A 19,615-nucleotide genomic window follows, 5' to 3' on the forward strand; every position below is an offset into this window, starting at 1 on the left:
GGCGAGAATCTCAGACCCCTGCCGGGCCGAGCGTTCACCGCGGCGTCACCCGGCGTTCATCGACCGTCGCCGTCACGTCGACTTCGCTCGATACGGTCAGGCTCGTCCTCCGCCCCCGATGAAAGAGCTGCGCCGTGTCTGCATCTGGATCCGATCGATTCCGCACGCGGCTTCGCCGCTTCGCCGCACTCGCCCTGAGCGGTGCCCTCGCCGCGACCGGGGTTTCGCTCGTCGCGGTGCCCGCGTACGCCGCGAGCACCGCGGACCCGTCGACCTGGCCGCTCATCGTGAGCGAGATCGTCGCCGACAACACCGGGTACGACGACTTCGAGTTCTTCGAGGTGCACAACACCACCGGCGAGGCGATCGACCTCGACGCACGGGGCATCCGCTTCTCGTACCTGTACGCCGACGATGACAACACCGCGGCCGACGTGCCGCTGACCGTGCCGGCCGGCACGACGATCGCCGCGGGCGAGACGCTCGCGATCTGGCTGAGCTACCGCACCGCGACGGTCGACAGCTTCGCGAAGAGCGAGGCCGACTTCAGGGCGCACTATGCCGCGGGCCGGTCCGATGCCGACTATCGCGTCGTGCGCGCCGAGGGCCAGCCGGGCTTCGCGAACGGCGGTGACCGCGGGGTGCGGGTCAGCGAAGCCGGCGGCACCCAGCTCAGCCGGGCGTTCTACCCGGCGGGGTCGCTCGGGGCGGGAACCGCGGCGACCTTCCGAGTGCCCGCCGACGCGGAGGCCCGCTCGCTGCCGGTGCTCGATCGCCTGCAGGCCCCGACCCCCGGCGTGCTCGACCCCGATTCGCTCGTCGCCGACGACAACAACCCCGACCCCGGGGCCGAGCTGGCGCCGCGTGACCTGCTCATCACCGAGATCGCCCCCGACAACGTCGGCACCGACCGTTACGAGTTCATCGAGGTGCGCAACACCACGTCGAGGGCGATCGACCTCACCGACGCCGGGGCGCGGCTCGTCTACGACTTCGGTTCGGGCACGAAAGACCTCGTCTACCCGGCCGGCACGGTGATCGCCGCCGGTCAGGCGGCCGTGTTCTGGGTGTCATACGAGAACACCGCTGACCTCACCGCGGCCGACTTCCAGGCGCACTACGCCGACTCGGGCGCCGACAACTATCCGGTGGTGCCGGTCACGGGGCAGGCGGGGCTCGCCAACGCCGGCCCCCGCGGAGTGGCGATCGTCGCCGCCGGCGTCGAGATCTCGTCAGCGCAGTACCTGGCCGGTCAAGTGGGCCCGGGACTCAGCGCCCACTACCGCCTTCCCTCACGAGCGGATGCCACGAGCCTCGCGCTGCTCGCCGCGGCCGCAGCGCCGAGCCCCGGTGTCGTCGACCCAGAGGCGCTGCTGCCGGCACCGTTCGAGCCGCAGCCCGACCCGTCGCTCGTGACCGCGCCCCTGCAGATCACCGAGCTGCTGCCCGACTCGGCGAACATCGGCGGATCCGACGGCTATGAGTTCGTCGAGGTCTACAACGCGACCAGCGCCCCGGTCGACTTCGCCGACTACTCGCTGCGCTACCTCTACCCGCTCGCCGACCTCACCAACTCGTCGACGGCGCTGTGGCCGTCGTCGCCGCGCGAGGCGATCATCGAGCCCGGCGGAAGGCTCGTCTTCTGGATCAAGAACGGCTCGAATGCCGAGCTGACGGCGACCGACTTCAACGCGAAGTGGGGCACGGCCCTCACAGGCGGCACCGAGCTGCTCGAGATCGCCAGCGGCGGCATGGCCAACGGTTCTGCTCGCGGCGTCGAGATCGTCACGAACACCGGGGCGAGCGTCAACCGCGCCTATTACAACCTCGGCGGCGTCGACGACACGGTCGCCGATCAGGGCATCCAGTACGCCACGAACCCGGCGGAACTCGGGATCCAGACCAAGCTCGGCACTCAGGCAGCGACACCGGGGGCCGTGCACGCGACGCAGGTTCCCGCCGGCCTGATGGTCGTGCCCGTCGATGCGGTGGCCCCCGTGATCACCGATCGCACGCCCGCCGAGATCGACCCGTCGACCGAGTTCGCATTCGCGTTCACCGTGAGCGACGACGTCGCCGCGCGCACCGTCGCGCTGTCGTTCCGCACGAATCTCGACGCCGAACCGCAGCGCGTCGAGCTGCTGCGAACCGGAGCCGACGAATACACGCACAGCCTGCCCGCCGTCGACCTGATCGGCAAGCGTTTCGTCGAGTACACGCTGACCGCCAGTGACGGCACGAACGTCACGACGACGGAGCTGCGCACCCTGCCGGTCACGGGGATCGACCCGTCGCCGCTGCGACTGAACGTGACCGACGGGCAGTACGCGGCGGGCACCCTGCCCCTCTCGGCGGCCGGAGACGTCTTCCCAGCCTCCATCGGGCTGACCGTCGACGGGGCAGCCCTCGACGGCACTCCCGGCCTCGAATCCGAGCCCGTCTTCGCCTTCGAAGCGAGCCGCGTCGACACGTTCTTCAAGAACGGCGTGCTGATCGGCGACGAGGTGCTGCGCATCTTCGACGACGGCATCTACTCCGGATGGGAGACCATCACCACCCCGGTGCCGCGGGGCCACATCGAGCAGGGTGAGCCGCTCACGGTCAGTGTGTTCGCCGGCACGAAGGCCGCACCGGAGATCGACCCGAACGAGAACAACGACGACTTCAGCATCCGCAACCTTCGGCTCGTGCTTCCCGACGGGCGCTCCCTGCGGCCCGCGGGGTACGACGACGGCCAGTCGGAGCTCTCGATGGGCGACAGCACCGGCACGCTCGACGCCTTCCACTCCGAGTTCAGCATTCCCGAAGACGCGTTCACCGCGGTGAGCGCCGCGTGGAACACGACGAGCGTCACCGACGGCGCGCACCCCATCGGGGCATCCGATGGCACCACCGCCATCGAACGAACCGTCGTCGTCGACAACACCGCCCCGGCCATCGAGACGACGATGGTCGACGGCAAGCTCTACCAGGGCGAATTCATGATCGAAGCGGATGCCGCCGATGACGGTTCCGGCCTGGAATCGCTCTCCGCGACGCTCGACGGGCGGGCGATCACCCTGCCCTACGCCTCGTCGTCGATCACGCTGCCCGACGGCACGCACGAACTGGTGCTGACCGCGGCCGACGCGGTGGGCAACCAGGCGGTGCGCACGATCGCGTTCGACACTCCGGTCGAAGAACCCGGCAACGAACTCATCTCCCCGCTCGACGGCACGGTGGCGGCGCCGGGTGAGCAGCAGCTCGTCGCTCGAGCGGTCGACCCCTCCGGCGACCGCCTCGACGTGGCGTTCAAGGAGGGCTACCGGCTGACGCCTGCCGCCGGCGTCTCGGTGAGCTCGGGAAGCACGAACATCGCCGACTCGGTCGATCGGGCCGCCGGCCGGGCGCTCACCGCCGACGAGGCGACCGCGATCGGCCTGCTCGACCGGGCCGCCGTGCCCGAGACATCCGATACCGCCTTCCCCTACCAGCTCTTCACCGTCGACGTGCCGAGCGACGCGGGTGCCGACTTCCAGACGCGCGTGCGGTGGGACGGCTCGGCGAATGCGGGGGCGAAGGTGCTGATGTACGTGCTCGACGTCGAGGCCGGCGCGTGGGAGGAGATCGACCGGCACCTCACCACAGGCGGCGCCGCCACGGAGTTCGTGCTCGAAGCGCTCGTTCCCGCCGCCGGGCACGTCGAGGGCGGCACGATCACCGTGCTCGTGCAGCACTCCGAGGGCTTCGCAGGCGAGAACCTCTCCGATCGAACGACGGTCGTTCAGCCGCGCAATCCCGCCGACACGCCGCGTGCCGAGTACGACTTCACGCTCGGGTGGGAGTCCGACACCCAGTACTACAACGCCACGTACTACGACCGGCAGCTCGACATCCACAAGTACTTCCTGGAGGAGCGGGCGGACCTGAACCTGCAGTACATGTTCCACACCGGCGACATCGTGGATGACTCGGAAGACCCTGCCCAGTGGGCGAACGCAGACCCCGCCTACCGGATGCTCGATGACGCCGCGCTTCCCTACGGCGTGCTCGCCGGCAACCACGACGTCGGCCACAAGGGGGTCGACTACACGAACTTCGGGCTGTACTTCGGCGCCGAGCGGTACGCGGCCAATCCCTGGTGGGGCGGCGACCACGCCGACAACCGCGGGCACTACGACCTGATCAGCTCGGGCGGCATCGACTTCCTGATGCTCTACATGGGCTGGGATCCGGGCGACGCCGAGATCGCCTGGATGAACGAGGTGCTCGCCCAGTACCCCGAGCGGGTCGCGGTCATCAACCTGCACGAGTACATGCTGACCACCGGCGGCCTCGGGCCGATCCCACAGCAGATCTACGACGAGGTCGTCGCGCCGAACGCGAACGTGCGGTTCGTGCTCTCAGGGCACTACCACGACGCATTCACCCGGGTCGATGCCTTCGACGACGACGGCGACGGGGTCGCTGAGCGTCAGGTGACGCAGATGCTCTTCGACTACCAGGGGCTGCCGGAAGGAGGCCAGGCGTTCCTCAGACTGCTGCACTTCGACAATGCGGGCCAGCAGATCACGGTGCGCACGTACTCGCCGTACCTCGACCAGTACAACTCCGAGGATCCGACGCTCGCGCCGGAGCACCAGGAGTTCACGATCCCGTACACCCAGGCGGGCATCGCGCCGCAGACGAAGTCCCTGGCGACCGACGCGTTCCGGGCCGACATCCTCACGTCGAAGGTGATCGAACAGTTCGACGACGTCGAAAGCGGCAGCGAACTCTCCGCAACCTGGAACCCGGGCCTCGGCACGCACGGCTGGTACGTCTCCTCAGCGGATCCGTACGGTGCCGCCGCGGTCTCCGAGGTGCGACTGCTCACGCTCGAGGAGGACGGCGGGCCCGGAGAACCCGGCGGCCCGGGCGAGCCGGATGGCAAGCCCGGCGACGCATCCGTGCCGGTGCCGGGCGATGAACTCGACCCAGCGCTCGAGGGGGCGATCACCTCGCCCGCCTCGGCTCGCATCGGCGACCCGATCACGGTCGGCATCGGTGCGCAGCGCGCAGGCGAATGGGTCGCACTGTGGCTGCACTCCACCCCGACTCCGCTCGGCGGCTGGACACAGGTGGGTGCCGACGGCAGTGTGCGCACGGTCGTTCCGGCCGGCCTCCCGCTCGGGGCGCACTCGCTCGTCGTGCAGGACGCCGGCAACGCGGTGCTCGGGTGGAACCCGATCACGATCGAGGCGGCACCGGGCGACGCCGGGCTCGGCGGCGGGGGCAGTGGCATCGGCGCCGGGAGCGGAGGGGCCGGCGCCGACGGTGCTGCGGACGCCGGATCGAGCGGCCTCGCGGCCACTGGATTCACGGTGGCGCCCGCGGCCGTGACCGGCCTTCTCGTGCTCATCGCCGGTGGCGTGCTGCTCATGCTGCGCCGGCGGGAGGCGTTCAGCGGTTCGCAGGTTCCCAGCCGAGGCTCGGCGCCACGTGCTCGGCGAAGGCCGCGATGAGTCGCAGGTTGAACTCGACGCCGAGCTGGCTCGGGATCGTGATCATGAGGGTGTCGGCCTCTCGGATCGCCGCGTCGCGCTGCAACTGCTCGACGAGCTTGTCGGGCGTGCCTGCGTAGGTCTTGCCGAAGGTCGAGCGCATGCCATCGATGTAGCCGACGCCGTCGCCGTCTTGCCGGCCGCCGAAGTAGAGCTCGTCTTCGGCGGTCGAGATCGGGAAGATCGAACGACTCACCGAGGTGCGCGGCTCACCCGGGTGGCCGGCCTCCCGCCAGGCCGCGCGGAACGTCTGGATCTGCTGCGCCTGGAGCTCGTCGAAGGGCATGCCGCGGTCCTCGGTGAGCAGGGTCGACGACATGAGGTTCACGCCCCGGCGCCCGGCCCAAGCGGCCGAGTCGCTGTTGCCGGCTCCCCACCAGATGCGGGAGCGCAGGCCGGGCGAGTACGGCTCGATGCGCTGCAGACCGTTCGCCGTGCCGGTCGGGCCGCCGCCGCCGAACGGCGATGAGGCATCCGGTTCGGCGATGCCCTGGCCCTCGACGGCCTCGAGGAACCGGTCGAAGTGCGCACGGGCGATGTCGGCCCCGCGCGGGTCCTGTGAGCCGGTGTAGCCGAAGGCCTCGTAGCCGCGCACGACCGTCTCGGGTGATCCCCGGCTGACGCCGAGCGCGAGTCGGCCGCCCGAGATGAGGTCGACCGCTGCGGCCTCCTCGGCGAGGTGCAGCGGGTTCTCGTAGCGCATGTCGATGACGCCGGTGCCGACCTCGATGTGGCGGGTGCGCGCCGCGATCGCCGCGAGCAGCGGCATCGGCGACGCCTGCTGGCGAGCGAAGTGGTGCACGCGGAAGTATGCGCCGTTCACGCCGAGCTCGTCCATGCCCTGGGCGAGGTCGATCGCCTGCAGCATCGAGTCGGCGGCCGAGAGTTCGCGACCGCCGCCGAGCGGGCCGTAGTGTCCGAAGGAGAGCGTTCCGAAGCGTTGCACGTCTGGTGGAACGACCGGGCGCCGGAGGCTATTCCGGTGCGTGGATGCCGCGGCGCTCGCGGCTCAGCTGTGCCCGCCGGTGCTCAGCTCCGTGCGAGCACGAGCGAGAATTCGACGAACCCGTCGGGCTCGACCGAGACGAAGCCGAGGTTCGGTGCCTCGACGCCGAAGTCGGCGAAGGTGATCGGGATGCTGCCGGCGACCTGGCCGTCGGCGCCGTTCCAGACCGCGTCGATGTCGACCGTGACGGTGCGGGTGACACCCGCGAGCGTGAGGTCGCCTGTCGCCTGCAGGGTCTGTGCGCCGCCGACGACCGGTGCGGTGTCGACCGCGATCGGTTCGGCGAGCACGAAGGTCGCGGTCGGGAACTCGTCGACGCGCAGGGCGCTCGAGCGGAAGTACTCGTCGCGGTTGCCCGAGTCGGTGGCGATCGACGCCACGTCGACCTCGAGCGACGCGGCGGTGAGGCTCAACCCGTCGACCGTGAAGTCACCGGTCACATCGGAGGTGCGACCGGTGACGGTGACGTCGGTGCCGTTCAGCACCTCGTCGACCCGGTAGCCGGCGAAGGAGCCGTCGGCGACGGTCCAGTCGCCGGTCAGGTCGGGTGCTGCGGCACCGGGGTCGGACGTCGGAACTGCTGTGACGGAGGGCGCGGCCTCCGCCTCTCCGACGATGAGGTCGCGGTAGATGATGGGCCCGGCGATGGCGGCAGTGGCGCCGAGCACGAGCACCCCCGCGATGATCGAGGCGATGATGATCTTCGTTCGCTTCTGCATGCTGCTCCTCCGGGTCGGACATCGAGCCTTGCCGACGAACGTATGAGAAAGCATAGAATTGACTGGGATCTTCTCGAGATGACGGCGGATGACGCAGACTGTCGAACATGAGCGACCCACACCTCCTCGGGCCGGGCCTCTTGCCGACGCCGTTCACCGCCGACGAGATCCGCGACGCGAGCGGGTCGGGCAAGACGATCCGCATCCTCGTCGAGGAGCCCGGCGGCGAGACGTTCGAGCGTGTCAACCGCTTCAGCGACTGCGACGACGAAGGCGCGACCCTCGAACGCTGGCGGGTCGCTGTCGACGGCGAGGTCGACGGCGAGGTCGCGAGCGGGCGGGTGACCTGGCGCGAATTGCAGGGGCATGCCGCATTCGCGGCCGAGCGCACGACGCTGACCGAGGAGACCCTCGAGCTCCCGATCGGAAGCGTCGAGTGCCTGCGGTACGACACCCGCGACGAGACGCCGGATGCCCCGATCGAGACGTTCTGGTTCGCCCGGGCCTTTCCGGGCATGCCGGTGCGGTACGAGTCGCCGACGCCCGCCGGGATCGTGTGCACCACGGTGCTCGCCGTCGAAGCGACGCGCTGACGGGCTGGACGCGCCCTACGAACGCGCCTCTTCGGTTGACAGCTGCTCTTCGATCGCGGCGGCGATCCTGCGCTGGATGACCCGGTCGTGCAGTGCCGGCCCGGTTGCAGTGCCGTCGTCCTCGTACTCGCCCGCGCGGCTCGGATCGAGCAGGCGCCGCATGCCGGCGCGCGTCACGCGCTCGTCGAGCGCGGTGCTGCCGCTCAGGGCGAGCAGGGCGGCACCTTGGTCGAGGGCGGCGAGCAATGCCCCGACCTCGTTCGAGGCGAGGATCTCGTCTTCAGGGCGGGATTGCGCTGCGATCGCCACATAGGCGTCGGTCAGCTGCGACATCCGCTTGCCCAACTCGACGACCAGGGCCCCGTCGCGTGCGGCCGTCGCGATGAACTCGAGGGTCGCGAGCGCGAAGCCGCGGATCGCCTCGACGACCTCATCGCTCCCGTAACGGCCGGCGTCGACGTCGTCGGGCTGCTCGAAGAGATCCCACGAGCCGTCGGCGAGCGCCGTCTCGAGGTTCGCGTCCATCACCGCGAGGAAGAGGGTGGCCTTGCCGTCGAAGTTCGAGTACACCGCTCCCTTGGAGAAGCCCGCCTCGCGTGCGATGAGTTCGAGGCTCGCCCCGTGGTACCCGTCGCGACTGAAGACGGTTCGCGCCGCGAGGATCAGTGCGTCGCGCGTCAGCCGCTGGCTCTCCTGCCGCGAGCGACGGGAAGTAGGGGCGGCCATGCACAGATCATACGTCGAGACGGTGGTGTTGACATTCTCTAGGTATCTGAATACTGTCGGTATTCAAATACCGACAGTATTCCGGAGGGTTTCAATGGACCAGGATGTCCTGTGTGTGTCCGGCCTCACGCGCCGGTTCGGCACGACCGTCGCGAACGACGACGTCTCGTTGCGAGTGAAGCCCGGCGACGTCGTGGGCCTCCTCGGCCACAACGGCGCCGGAAAGACCACTCTCGTCTCGCAGCTCGTCGGCCTGCTCCGGCCCGATGCCGGCACGATCCGCGTCGGCGGCATCGACGCGGTCGCCGACCCGGCCGCCGCCCGGCGCCACGTCGCGATGCAGCCGCAGGCACAGGCTCCGATCGACGGGCTGACGCCGCGCACGGCGATCGAGATCGCCGGCCGCATCCGCGGCCTGTCGAACCGAGACGCGCGAGCCGGCGCCATCCGCTTGGCTGAGGAGCTGGATATCGGGCACTGGCTCGATCAGCGCGCCCTGCCCGAGGGTCGCGGCCTGTCGGGAGGCATCCGACGCCTCACCGCCTTCGCCATGACCGTCGCCGCTCCGACGCCGCTGCTCGTGCTCGACGAGCCGACGAACGACATCGACGCCTCGCGGCGACGCCTGCTCTGGAACGCCGTTCGCCGGCGTGGCGACGAGGGCGCCGGCGTGCTGCTCGTCACCCACAACGTCATCGAGGCGGAGCGGATCGTCGACGACCTCGTCATCCTGGACCGCGGCACGGTGATCGCCTCCGGTTCGCCCGCCCGGCTCCGCGGCACGCACGACGGCGACCTCCGCCTCGAACTCGAGCTCCCGCCGGGTGGGCCCGACCCCACCGCAGACGCCCGCGACCTTCCCGTCACCCCGCTGCGTCTCGTGCGCACAGGCCGCCGCGTGCTGCTGACCCTCCCCGCGGGCGAGGCGGCTCCGGCGGTCACGTGGGCGACCGGGCTGCGTGCCGAGAACCGGCTCGATGGCTACTCACTCGGGCCGACCACCCTCGAAGACGCGTACCTCGCCCTCACCGCGCGCGACGGCGAGCGCGACGACACGGCTCCGCGCACCATCGCCGCGACCATTTCGCAGGAGGCCCCGAATGTCTGAGCTGCCCACCGCGACAGCGCGCCCCGAACTCGACCCGGCACGGCAGTCGATCCCCAAGCGGGTGCACGTCAGCCTCTGGACCAGCTACATCACGCTGCTGCGCTGGACGCTGGCGCAGATCGGCAGCCTGTTGCCGCTCGTCATCATCATCCAGGCGCTCCTCGCCGCCGGCATCATCATCGGGTTCGGCTTCCTCATCCCCGACATCGACTCGTCGACGGCGATGTTCCTCTCGACGGGCGCGCCCACCGTACTGCTCCTCACCATCGGGCTGGTGATCGTGCCGCAGGGGGTCTCGCGAGCCCGTGCCGACGGCACCTTCGACTACATGCGCTCGCTGCCGATCGCCCGCCCGCTCCTGTTCGCTGCCGACCTCACGGTGTGGCTCATCATCGCGCTGCCGAGCGTGGCCGTAGCGATCGTCGTGGGGTGGCTCAGGTACGACCTGGTCTTCTCGTTCGACTGGCCCCTGCTCATCGCCGCGGCCATTCTCGTCACCGTGATGGCGACGGCGGTCGGCTACGCGATCGCCGTGAGCCTGCAGCCGATGCTGGCGCAGCTCGTCTCGCAGGTGCTCGTGTTCTTCGTGCTCCTGTTCTCGCCGATCACCTTCGCCGCCAGTCAGTTGCCCGAGTGGTTCCAGACGGTGCACGATTTCCTGCCGCTCCGCCCCGGGGCGGACCTCCTGCGGTCCGGATTGGCCGCCGACAGCTTCGAGGCGAGCGGCCGAGACCTGCTCGTGCTGATCGCGTGGTGCGTCGTCGGCATCGCGATCACCATTCGGGCGCTCGTTCGCCGCCGCTGACCGCGCTCAGGCCCTCGCGGCTCAGCCCGCGCCCAGCCGGTTGCCGCGACCCGCGACCTGCCCGCGACCCGCGAATGCGGCCCATCGAGCGCTGGCGCGCCACGCGGCATCCGTCTAGCGTGAGAGCCGGGGGAGATTCGGCGCGCAAGCCGGAATACCAGCCCTCTCGACAAAGTTGAGTTAAGTACACTCAAGTTTTGAACGAAGGGAGAGCCTGTGGCCAACATGCAGGGTGCGCCGAGCACGCAAGAGGAAGAGCAGAAGTCGGCGCTCGAACAGTACGGCGTCAACCTCACCGAGATCGCGAAGGCGGGCAAGCTCGACCCCGTCATCGGGCGTGACTCCGAGATCCGCCGCGTCAGCCAGGTGCTCACGAGGCGCACGAAGAACAACCCCGTGCTCATCGGCGAACCCGGCGTCGGCAAGACCGCCGTCGTCGAGGGGCTCGCCCAGCGCATCGTCGCGGGCGACGTCGCCGAGTCGCTGAAGGGCAAGCAGCTCATCTCGCTCGACATTTCGGCGCTCGTCGCGGGTGCGATGTACCGCGGCCAGTTCGAGGAGCGGCTGAAGGCCGTGCTGAAGGAGATCAACGACGCCGAGGGTCAGATCATCACCTTCGTCGACGAACTGCACCTGCTCATGGGTGCGGGTGGCGGCGAGGGCTCCGTCGCGGCCTCCAACATGCTGAAGCCCATGCTCGCCCGCGGCGAGCTGCGGCTCATCGGCGCGACCACGCTCAACGAGTATCGCGAATACATCGAGAAGGATGCCGCGCTCGAACGCCGATTCCAGCAGGTGTACGTCGGCGAGCCGAGCGTCGAAGACACGATCGCGATCCTGCGCGGACTCAAGGGCCGCTACGAGGCGCACCACGGGGTCACGATCTCCGACGCCGCGCTCGTCGCCGCGGCATCCCTGTCGAATCGCTACATCTCGGCCCGCCAATTGCCGGACAAGGCGATCGACCTCGTCGACGAAGCCATGTCGCGCCTCAAGATGGAGATCGACTCTTCGCCGGTGGAGATCGACCAGCTGAAGCGTCAGGTCGACCGCTTGCGGCTCGAGGAGCTCGCCCTCAAGAAGGAGAAGGACGACGCGTCGAAGGAGCGGCTCGGAAAGCTGCGCGAGACGCTCGTCGAGCAGGAGCGCGAGCTCGCCGGTCTCGAGGAGCGCTGGGCGCGCGAACGGATGTCGCTGAACCGCGTCGGCGAGCTGAAGAAGCAGCTCGACGAAGCGATGACGCAGCGTGACCGCGCCATGCGCGAGGCCGACTACGCGACGGCGTCGAAACTCGAGTACGAGACGATCGCTCGGCTGCAGCGCGACGTCGTCGAGGCGGAGCGGGCAGAGCAGGCCCCCGATGAGCCGCGCATGGTCAACGAGCAGGTCACCGAGGAGGACATCGCGCAGGTGATCGCCGCCTGGACCGGCATCCCCGTCGGCAGGCTCCTGCAGGGCGAGACCGAGAAGCTGCTGCACCTCGAGCAGGAACTCGGAAAGCGACTCATCGGCCAGAAGCGCGCCGTCGCGGCGGTCGCCGACTCGGTGCGCCGCTCGCGCGCCGGCATCAGCGACCCCAACCGGCCGACCGGGTCCTTCCTCTTCCTCGGCCCGACGGGCGTCGGCAAGACCGAACTTGCGAAGGCCCTCGCCGAGTTCCTCTTCGACGACGAGCACGCCATGGTGCGCATCGACATGTCGGAGTACGGCGAGAAGTTCTCGGTCTCCCGCCTCGTCGGCGCGCCCCCCGGGTATGTGGGATACGACCAGGGCGGTCAGCTCACCGAGGCCGTGCGTCGTCGCCCGTACTCCGTCATTCTCTTCGACGAGGTCGAGAAGGCGCACCCCGAGGTGTTCGACGTGCTGCTGCAGGTGCTCGACGACGGGCGTCTCACCGACGGCCAGGGTCGCACCGTCGACTTCCGCAACACGATCCTGATCCTCACGTCGAACCTCGGTTCGCAGTACCTGATCGATCCATCGCTCAGCTGGGACGAGAAGCAGCAGGCCGTGCTCGCGGCCGTGCGGCAGTCGTTCAAGCCCGAGTTCGTGAACCGGCTCGACGACATCGTCGTGTTCTCCGCGCTCAACGAGGAGGAACTCGGCGAGATCGTGAACCTCTACATCGACCGGCTCGGGGTGCGGCTGCACGAGCGGCGGCTGCAGCTCGGGGTCACCCCCGACGCTCGGGCGTGGCTCGCCGAACGCGGCTACGACCCGCTGTACGGAGCCCGGCCGCTGCGCCGCCTCATGCAGCACGAGATCGACGACCGGCTCGCCCGGGCGCTGCTCACCGGAGAGGTGCGCGACGGCGACACCGTCGTGGTCGGGCTCGAGGGCGACGGCGAGTCGCTCTCGGTCGCTCGCGCCGAGGTGCCGGTCGGAGGCGGGGCCGCGTCTGGCTCCGACGACGTCATCGACGCCGAGATCATCGAGTAGGACCTACCGGTCTTCGGTGCGGTCGTCTTCTTTGAGGATGCGCGGCAGGTATCCGAGATCGTCGAGTTGACGGATGACGAACTGACCCAGTGGTGCTCTCGCGAGTGACACCCGGTAGAAGCGTTGGCCGCGTTCATCGTGGACGAGCAGACCGCGCTTCACGAGCGACCGGATCGCCACCGAGCGTTGCGATGGGCTTCCCGGCAAGGCCGGCTCGAGGTCCCTCGCCTTCACGACCTCGCGGCGCGCCGCGATCTTGAGGGCTGCGCCTTCGTATGCGGTCGCGGCGCCACTGGCAGTCAGCCGGTCGATCGCAGGGTCGATCAGTTTGTCCATGACGAATGAGAAGTCCTGCATCTGCACCAGGCGTTCGAGATCGACGTGCAGGCCGCGTACGAAGAACTCGCACCAAGCCACGGTTCCTGCTGCCGAAAGATCATCGGCGGCCTCCAGCGCCGCGTAGTAGCCGTCGCGATCATTGCCGAACACCGCGGTGGGATTCACAGCACGGTACCCGGGAACCGAGTCGAACCCGTTGCGCCGCAACATCGCGTAGGTGAACAGGCGCGACACGCGGCCGTTGCCGTTCGTGAACGGATGGATCCAGACGAACCGGTGATGTGCGATCGCCGCGTGGAGCATCTGCTCGTGCGGAGGCATGCTGCGATTCGCGAAGTCGAGGAGCTCTGACATGTCGGCGTGAACATACACAGGCGATGGCGGCGAATGGGCTGAGTCGCTGATCGACACTTCATTGGCGCGATACTCGCCCGGAGTCCGGTCTCCCTCGCGACGCAGCCCGTTCGCGGCGATCCGATGGAGTTCACGGACGAAGACATGAGTCAACGGTTGAGACGGATCGATCGTGTCGATGAAGTCGATGCCGTCGAGGATGTTGGAGATCTCACGAAGCGAATCTGACGTCTGTGGTGCCGCCGATCCAACGGCTGGGAGATCGCTCAATGCGTCATATACCGTGGTGCGGTTGCCTTCGATACGCGCAGAGATCACACTCATGACGACACGGAACAAGGCATGGAGCTCCGTCAGGGTTCTTGCCGGAGTCGTCCCGCTGCCGAGATTGCCGCGGAGCCGTTCGATCTCGAATGCGTACCGCACGAGCTCCGAGCTGAAATCGACTGGTGGCAGTTCGTACTTCTTGTTCACGATGCTGGCCTCTATTTGTGGGCTGGTCAAGAACTATTTGTGCATGTTGTCGATTCTATCCCGGAAAATCAAGGGGTCTGTGGAGCGCTTGATCGTCACTATTTGCGAACGCGGTATCCGCTATTTGCGGAGTCCGGGTATGGCACGCCGCCGCTCAGGGCGCCGTGCTCTCCTCGGGTTCGGGGGCGCGCACGCCGTTCGCGCCCGCCGGGATGCGGCGCTCGAGGGCGATGGCGAGCACACCGATGCCGAGGCATCCGGCGACCATGATCGCGATGTACCACGCCCCCAATCCGTGGTCGAGCAGCATGCCCGCCGCGATCGGGCCGGCGATCGCCCCGCCCTGGAAGGCCGCAGAGTTGATCGCGTTGTAGCGGCCGCGATTGTGGTCGGAGGCGAGGTCGTTGTAGATCGCGGGAACCGTCGGCTGCAGTAGCGTCTCGCCGAACGCGAAGACGCCCATGAAGGCGAGCACGCCGATCGCGGCCGCCAGCGAGTCGGGCAGGAGCCCTGCGGTGCCGAGGATGAGCCAGGAGCAGGCCCAGACCCCGGCCATCACCCACATCACCCGGGTGCGCCGCTTACCGCTGATCTTCGCGAGCACGGCGAACTGCAGCAGCACGATGACCGCGGTGTTCACGGCGAACGAGAACCCGATGACCCGGGTCGAGACTTCGGCCACCTGCCGCGCGTACGCCGGGAAGCCAGCCTCCATCTGGCCGTAGCCGATGAACATGGCGAGGAACGTGAGCAGCGTCAGCCAGAGCACCGCGGGCTTGCGGAGGATCTTGCGGTACCCGCCCGCCGCTGCAGACTCCTCGCTCGGCTCCGCCTGCGTGTGCACATTGCGGAGCGGCCAGAGGAGCAGCGCCATCGGGCACCAGGCTCGTCGCGGCGTCGATGAGGAAGATCACGGTGAACGTCTCGGGCGAGTGCACGTCGACGTAGAAACCGCCGACGATGCCGCCGACCCCGATGCCGAGGTTCAGGAGGGCGAAGTTCACGCCGAAGTACTGCTGCCGCAGGTCGCCCGAGACCACCGCAGCGATGAGCGCATTGAAGCCGGGCCACGAGACGCCGAAGTTGACGCCGATCAGCACGAGCGCGACGGCGGCGACAGAGGGGTGCGTCGCGAAGGCGAGCAGGGTGCAGCCGGCGATCATCGAGACGAGGCCGACGAGCAGTACCGCCCGTGCGCCGAAGCGGTCGATGAGGGTGCCGCCCGGGCCCGTGACGATGAGTCCGACCACGGCGATGAGGCTCATGAGCGCGCCCGAAAGCCCGAGGTCGAACCCTCGCACCTCGTGCAGGTAGATGATCGTGAACGGCAGGGTGAGCCCTCGGCCGAGCGTCTGGATGGCGACGGTCGACAGCAGCCAGCGCCCCTCGGTGGGCAGGGCGCCCCAGAAGCCTCGCATGCCCGTCACCCATGCATCCTTTCGGATACCTCCGACATCGCGCGTCGAGGTCGCGGATCAGATCGTCGACATTCCCACGCGGCAGCCGGGGGAGCGCGCTCGTCAGCACCGATGCCGCGACCCAGCGCTGCGGATGCCCGGGAACGGCGGGCACGAGCTTGAAACCGACGCTGCGCCCGTGGCGCGTGATCTCGTGCTCTTCACCGCTGGAGCGCACTCGTCGGTACACCTCGGCCGGATTCTTGCTTCAGCTCACGAGACGTGATGGTTCGCATGCTCGATCGTCCTGCAGGTGTAGCGCACGTCTACAACGTGGGCGGGGCAGTAGCCACCCGCGGTTCACCTCGCGGGCGTAGGGTTCGAGCGTGCTGCTGAACTTGGGAACGCGCACCGACGGCGACCTGTTCGTGAAGACCGACGCCGGTGTCGTCAAGGGTGTGCGCCGGCGGGGAGTGCGCGTGTGGCGGGGCATCCCGTATGCGGCCTCGACCGCGGGCGACCGTCGATTCCGGCCGCCGCTGCCGCCGCCCGGCTGGGACGGCGTGCGAGACGCCGCGGAGTACGGGCCGGTCGCGCCGCAGAAGCGCAAGGGCCAGTTCATCGGTGCGTCGCCGCGGCTCGTGCGCAGCGAGGACTGCCTCAGCGTCAACGTCGTCGCGCCCGACGAGTCGGATACCCCGGCCGGCGGCCGACCCGTGATGGTGTTCATCCACGGCGGCGCCTACAGCGTCGGCTCGTCGGGCGAGTACCCCCGGCAGGGCGAGGGGCTCGTGCGCCGCCACGGCGTCGTCTACGTGAGCCTCAACTACCGGCTCGGAGCGCTCGGGTGGCTCGACTTCCGGCCGTACTCGTCGCCGCGGCATCCGTTCGAGTGCAACCTGGCGCTGCGCGATCAGGTGGCCGCTCTCGAGTGGGTGCGCCGCAACATCGGCGCGTTCGGCGGCGACCCCGGTAACGTCACGCTGTTCGGCGAATCCGCCGGCGGCAACTCGGTGACGACGCTGATGACCGTGCCCGCCGCCGAGGGGCTGTTCCAGCGGGCCATCGCCCAGAGCGCGCCGGTGAACGCCGTGTACCTTCCCGAGACCGCGGCGGCCTGGGCGCGCGAGTACGTCGGCATTCTCAGCGGCCTCGTCGACGACGACGACCTCGAGAGCGAATCGACGGATGCCGCGGCCACCATGCTGCGGGCAGCGGATCCCATGCTGCTCGCCGAGGCGACCACCGCCCTCACCGTGCGCACGCCCGACGAGAACCCGGGCACGATCAGCCTCGCGCCCGTCATCGACGGCGAGTTCCTGCCGCATCGCCCGCTCGACGCGTTCCGCGACGGACTCGCGCACCGGGTGCCCCTCGTGATCGGCACCAACGACCGCGAGGGGTCGCTCTTCGAGGGGCGCATCAGCATCCTCCCGTCGACGAAGCCGCGCATCCGCGCGATCTTCACGAACACGAAGAAGAAGGCGCGCAAGGCGATCAAGCGGCAGTATCCGGGCCTGCCCGAGCGGAGGCCGGCCGCCGATTTCGCCGGTGACTTCACCTTCTGGTTCCCGACCGTGAAGGCCGCCGAGCGGCATTCACGGTACTCCCCCGTCTACTTCTATCGATTCGATGCAGCCCCCCGGATGCCGCGGCTCCTCGGTCTCGACGCGACCCACGGCCTCGAGCTCTTCGCCCTGTTCGAGAAGTTCGACACCCCGGTCGGCACCGCACTCACGGTGTTCGGCGGACGGCGGATGTTCCGTGAGGTCGGGCGGCGGATGCAGCTGTGCTGGACGTCGTTCGCGGCATCAGGCGTGCCCGGCTCCGCGTGGCCGCGCTACGACGAGCTCGAGCGCGGCACCCTGGTCTTCGACGGCGTCGATCGCGTCGAGCTCGACCCGCGCCGTGAGAAGCGACTGGCGTGGCAGGAGTTCGTGCCGCACGTGTGAGTGTTCCGTCGTGCACGCAGTGGTGAGAATCTCGGGCGTGCGTGCGTGCGTGCGTGCGGGCCTGCGTGCGGGAGTGCGTGGGCGCGGGCGTGGGCGCGGGGGTGCCGTGGGTGCGGGGGTGCGTCGTGCGGGCGTGCGGGCGTGCGGGCGTGCGGGCCTGCGTGCGGCGTTGGAATGTAGGACTCAGGGCGGTTTGTAGGACGCGGTTGCACCGGCCTGTCCTACAAACCGCCGATCGTCCTACAGTCCCGCGCGCCCGGCGCGCGCCCCGGCCGCGCCCCGGGCCGCGCCCCGGGCGGAGCACGGGCCGCGTCCCGCACGATGCTCGTCGCGTAGCGGTGTCGCAGCGGCGGCCCGAGGCCTAGGCTCGACCTCATGCTCGCCACCGTCATCCACGCGCCCCGTGACATCCGAGTCGAGACCGTGCCCGACCCCGTGCTCTCGACCGGCGGCGACGCGATCGTGAAGGTCGTCGCCGCGTGCGTCTGCGGCTCAGACCTCTGGCCCTACCGCGGCGTGACGCCGACGCACGAGCCGCATCGCATCGGTCACGAGTTCGTCGGCGTGGTCGAGGCGATCGGGTCGGATGTCGCGGGGGTCGCCGTCGGCGACTTCGTGATCGCCCCCTTCTACGTCTGCGACAACACCTGCATCAACTGCCGCAACGGCGTGTCGACGTCGTGCCTGAACGGCGGGTGGTGGGGTTCAGACGATCGCGCCGGGGCGTTCGCCGACGGCGCGCAGGGGGAGCGCGTGCGGGTGCCGCTCGCCGACGGAACGCTCGTCGTCGTGCCCGGCCCCGTGGGCGATGACGAGGTGCCGGGGCTCCTCACGCTCGCCGACGTCATGGGCACCGGCCACCACGCCGCCGTCTCCGCAGGGGTCTCCGCGGGTGACTCGGTCGCCGTCGTGGGCGACGGCGCCGTCGGTCTCTGCGCGATCATCGCGGCGAAGCGGCTCGGCGCCACGACGATCATCGCGATGTCGCGGCATCCGGATCGCCAGGCGCTCGCCCGCCGATTCGGCGCGACCCACGTCGTCGAAGCGCGCGGCGACGACGGGGTGGCCGGGGTGCACGAGCTCACGGGCGGCATCGGGGCCGACCGGGTGCTCGAGTGCGTCGGCACGAAGGAGTCCATGGACCAGGCGATCCGATCGACCCGCCCGGGCGGCATGGTCGGTTACGTCGGGGTGCCGAACGGCGGGCCCGAACTGCCGGTGCGGCCGCTCTTCAACCGCAACGTCGGCGTGAACGGCGGCGTCGCTCCCGTGCGCGGCTATATCGAGGAACTGCTGCCCGACGTGCGGTCGGGCGCCATCGAGCCCGGGCTCGTGTTCGACCTCGAGCTTCCGCTCGCCCGGGCAGCCGAGGCGTACGCCGCGATGGATGAACGGCGCGCGACCAAGGTGCTGCTGCGTCCGTGAGCGCCGGCTCGATGAAGCCGCCAACGAGATCGCATGCCGATCCGCCGCATCGGCGCCCGGCCACCTGAGCGGTGCCGGGCGCCCGTTCGACTACTCGCCGAGCAGCACGAGCTCCTCGAGCGGCTTGCGCAGCCTCGGCGCGACCTCGCGCTCCCGGAGCACCTCGGGCAGGGCGTTGGCATCGCCGACCACGCCGATCGTCGTGATCGAGACGATCTCGAGGTTCGGGGCGAGCGCGAAGACCTCGTGCAGCTTCGCCGCATCGAAGCCGCCCATCTGGTGGGTGTGCAGGCCCTCGTGCTGCGCCTGCACGGTGAGGTGCGCGACCGCTTGGCCGAGGTCGTAGCGCGCCCACGGGTGCGGGTTTCCATCGGCGTCGGCGATCTCGGCGATGTTGATCACGAGGGCGGCGGCCGAGTCGGCCCAGACCTGGTTGAAGCCCGCCATCGCATCATGCGCTGCGGTGAAGGCGGACGTGCCGCGGCGGGCGACGACGAAGCGCCACGGCTGCGAGTTGTTCGCCGAAGGGGCCCAGCGCGCCGCTTCGAGCACGGTGCGGAGCACATCGGGATCGATCACGGCTGCGGGGTCGAAGGCCCGTGGGCTCCAGCGATCGACGAGGGCGCCGATGAGCGGTGCGGAGGTGTCGGCCCGACGGGAGGCGGGTTCGGAGACGAGCGTCATGCTGGTGCTGCTTTCTTGCGGGGGGGGGGGTTTGCCGGGGCGTCGTCGACCCGCTCGATGCAACGCGGGGGG

General features: G+C 69.5%; 13 protein-coding genes and 1 pseudogene. 7 read left to right on the top strand and 7 right to left on the bottom strand.

Annotation, left to right across the window (positions count from 1 at the left end):
- Positions 1-134 precede the first annotated feature (134 nt).
- Positions 135-5,483 (top strand): lamin tail domain-containing metallophosphoesterase family protein, encoded by a 5,349-nt coding sequence (locus FHG54_RS02555; protein ID WP_139415828.1) that lies wholly within the window; start codon positions 135-137, stop codon positions 5,481-5,483.
- On the opposite strand, the gene FHG54_RS02560 is transcribed toward FHG54_RS02555, so the two are convergent.
- Together FHG54_RS02560 and FHG54_RS02565 are read right to left on the bottom strand one after the other, a co-directional pair.
- Entirely contained in the window at positions 5,422-6,468 is a 1,047-nt protein-coding gene (locus FHG54_RS02560; RefSeq protein ID WP_139415830.1) for an LLM class flavin-dependent oxidoreductase, read from the bottom strand. The two genes, FHG54_RS02555 and FHG54_RS02560, sit on opposite strands and share 62 nt — an antisense overlap.
- Before the next feature lie 83 nt (positions 6,469-6,551).
- On the bottom strand, positions 6,552-7,247 hold the full coding sequence (locus FHG54_RS02565; protein WP_139415832.1) for a YceI family protein: 696 nt from the start codon (positions 7,245-7,247) through the stop codon (positions 6,552-6,554).
- 107 nt (positions 7,248-7,354) lie between these two features.
- On the opposite strand from FHG54_RS02565, the gene FHG54_RS02570 reads away from it, so the two are divergent.
- Positions 7,355-7,840, top strand: a complete 486-nt coding sequence (locus FHG54_RS02570; protein WP_139415834.1) for a hypothetical protein — start codon at positions 7,355-7,357, stop codon at positions 7,838-7,840.
- 15 nt (positions 7,841-7,855) lie between these two features.
- On the opposite strand, the gene FHG54_RS02575 is transcribed toward FHG54_RS02570, so the two are convergent.
- Entirely contained in the window at positions 7,856-8,566 is a 711-nt protein-coding gene (locus FHG54_RS02575) for a TetR/AcrR family transcriptional regulator (RefSeq protein ID WP_139415836.1), read from the bottom strand.
- Positions 8,567-8,681: 115 nt separating this feature from the next.
- Here FHG54_RS02575 and FHG54_RS02580 point away from each other — a divergent pair, with 115 nt between their 5' ends.
- The 3 genes from FHG54_RS02580 (at position 8,682) to FHG54_RS02590 (ending at position 12,918) form a co-directional block, all read left to right on the top strand.
- On the top strand, positions 8,682-9,674 hold the full coding sequence (locus tag FHG54_RS02580) for an ABC transporter ATP-binding protein (protein WP_233437848.1): 993 nt from the start codon (positions 8,682-8,684) through the stop codon (positions 9,672-9,674).
- Complete coding sequence (locus tag FHG54_RS02585) at positions 9,667-10,479, top strand: ABC transporter permease (protein ID WP_139415840.1); 813 nt, start codon at positions 9,667-9,669, stop codon at positions 10,477-10,479. The genes FHG54_RS02580 and FHG54_RS02585 overlap by 8 nt, the downstream gene beginning before the upstream one ends.
- Positions 10,480-10,704: 225 nt before the next feature.
- Positions 10,705-12,918, top strand: coding sequence for an ATP-dependent Clp protease ATP-binding subunit (locus FHG54_RS02590; protein WP_139418262.1), 2,214 nt, complete (start codon positions 10,705-10,707; stop codon positions 12,916-12,918).
- Positions 12,919-12,921: 3 nt separating this feature from the next.
- Here FHG54_RS02590 and FHG54_RS02595 read toward each other — a convergent pair whose 3' ends face one another.
- From FHG54_RS02595 to FHG54_RS16900, 3 genes and pseudogenes are all read right to left on the bottom strand, one after another.
- Positions 12,922-14,085: a Fic family protein gene (locus FHG54_RS02595; RefSeq protein ID WP_139415842.1), complete on the bottom strand. Its 1,164-nt coding sequence runs from the start codon at positions 14,083-14,085 to the stop codon at positions 12,922-12,924.
- Positions 14,086-14,239: 154 nt separating this feature from the next.
- On the bottom strand, positions 14,240-14,959 hold the full coding sequence (locus FHG54_RS16895; protein WP_267898509.1) for an MFS transporter: 720 nt from the start codon (positions 14,957-14,959) through the stop codon (positions 14,240-14,242).
- A gap of 64 nt (positions 14,960-15,023) precedes the next feature.
- Positions 15,024-15,503, bottom strand: a pseudogene (locus FHG54_RS16900) (MFS transporter); the annotation flags it as partial.
- A 365-nt stretch (positions 15,504-15,868) separates the two neighbouring features.
- On the opposite strand from FHG54_RS16900, the gene FHG54_RS02605 reads away from it, so the two are divergent.
- Both FHG54_RS02605 and FHG54_RS02610 read left to right on the top strand, forming a co-directional pair.
- Positions 15,869-17,434: a carboxylesterase/lipase family protein gene (locus tag FHG54_RS02605; protein WP_139415844.1), complete on the top strand. Its 1,566-nt coding sequence runs from the start codon at positions 15,869-15,871 to the stop codon at positions 17,432-17,434.
- 375 nt (positions 17,435-17,809) lie between these two features.
- Positions 17,810-18,859 (top strand): zinc-dependent alcohol dehydrogenase family protein, encoded by a 1,050-nt coding sequence (locus FHG54_RS02610; RefSeq protein WP_139415846.1) that lies wholly within the window; start codon positions 17,810-17,812, stop codon positions 18,857-18,859.
- Positions 18,860-18,949: 90 nt separating this feature from the next.
- Here the strand turns inward: FHG54_RS02610 and FHG54_RS02615 are convergent, their stop codons facing one another.
- The gene (locus tag FHG54_RS02615) at positions 18,950-19,543 is read right to left on the bottom strand and encodes a nitroreductase family protein (RefSeq protein WP_139415847.1); all 594 of its coding nucleotides are present in this window, start codon (positions 19,541-19,543) and stop codon (positions 18,950-18,952) included.
- Between the last annotated feature and the right edge of the window lie 72 nt (positions 19,544-19,615).

This window comes from Agromyces laixinhei, assembly GCF_006337065.1.
Lineage (GTDB): Bacteria > Actinomycetota > Actinomycetes > Actinomycetales > Microbacteriaceae > Agromyces > Agromyces laixinhei.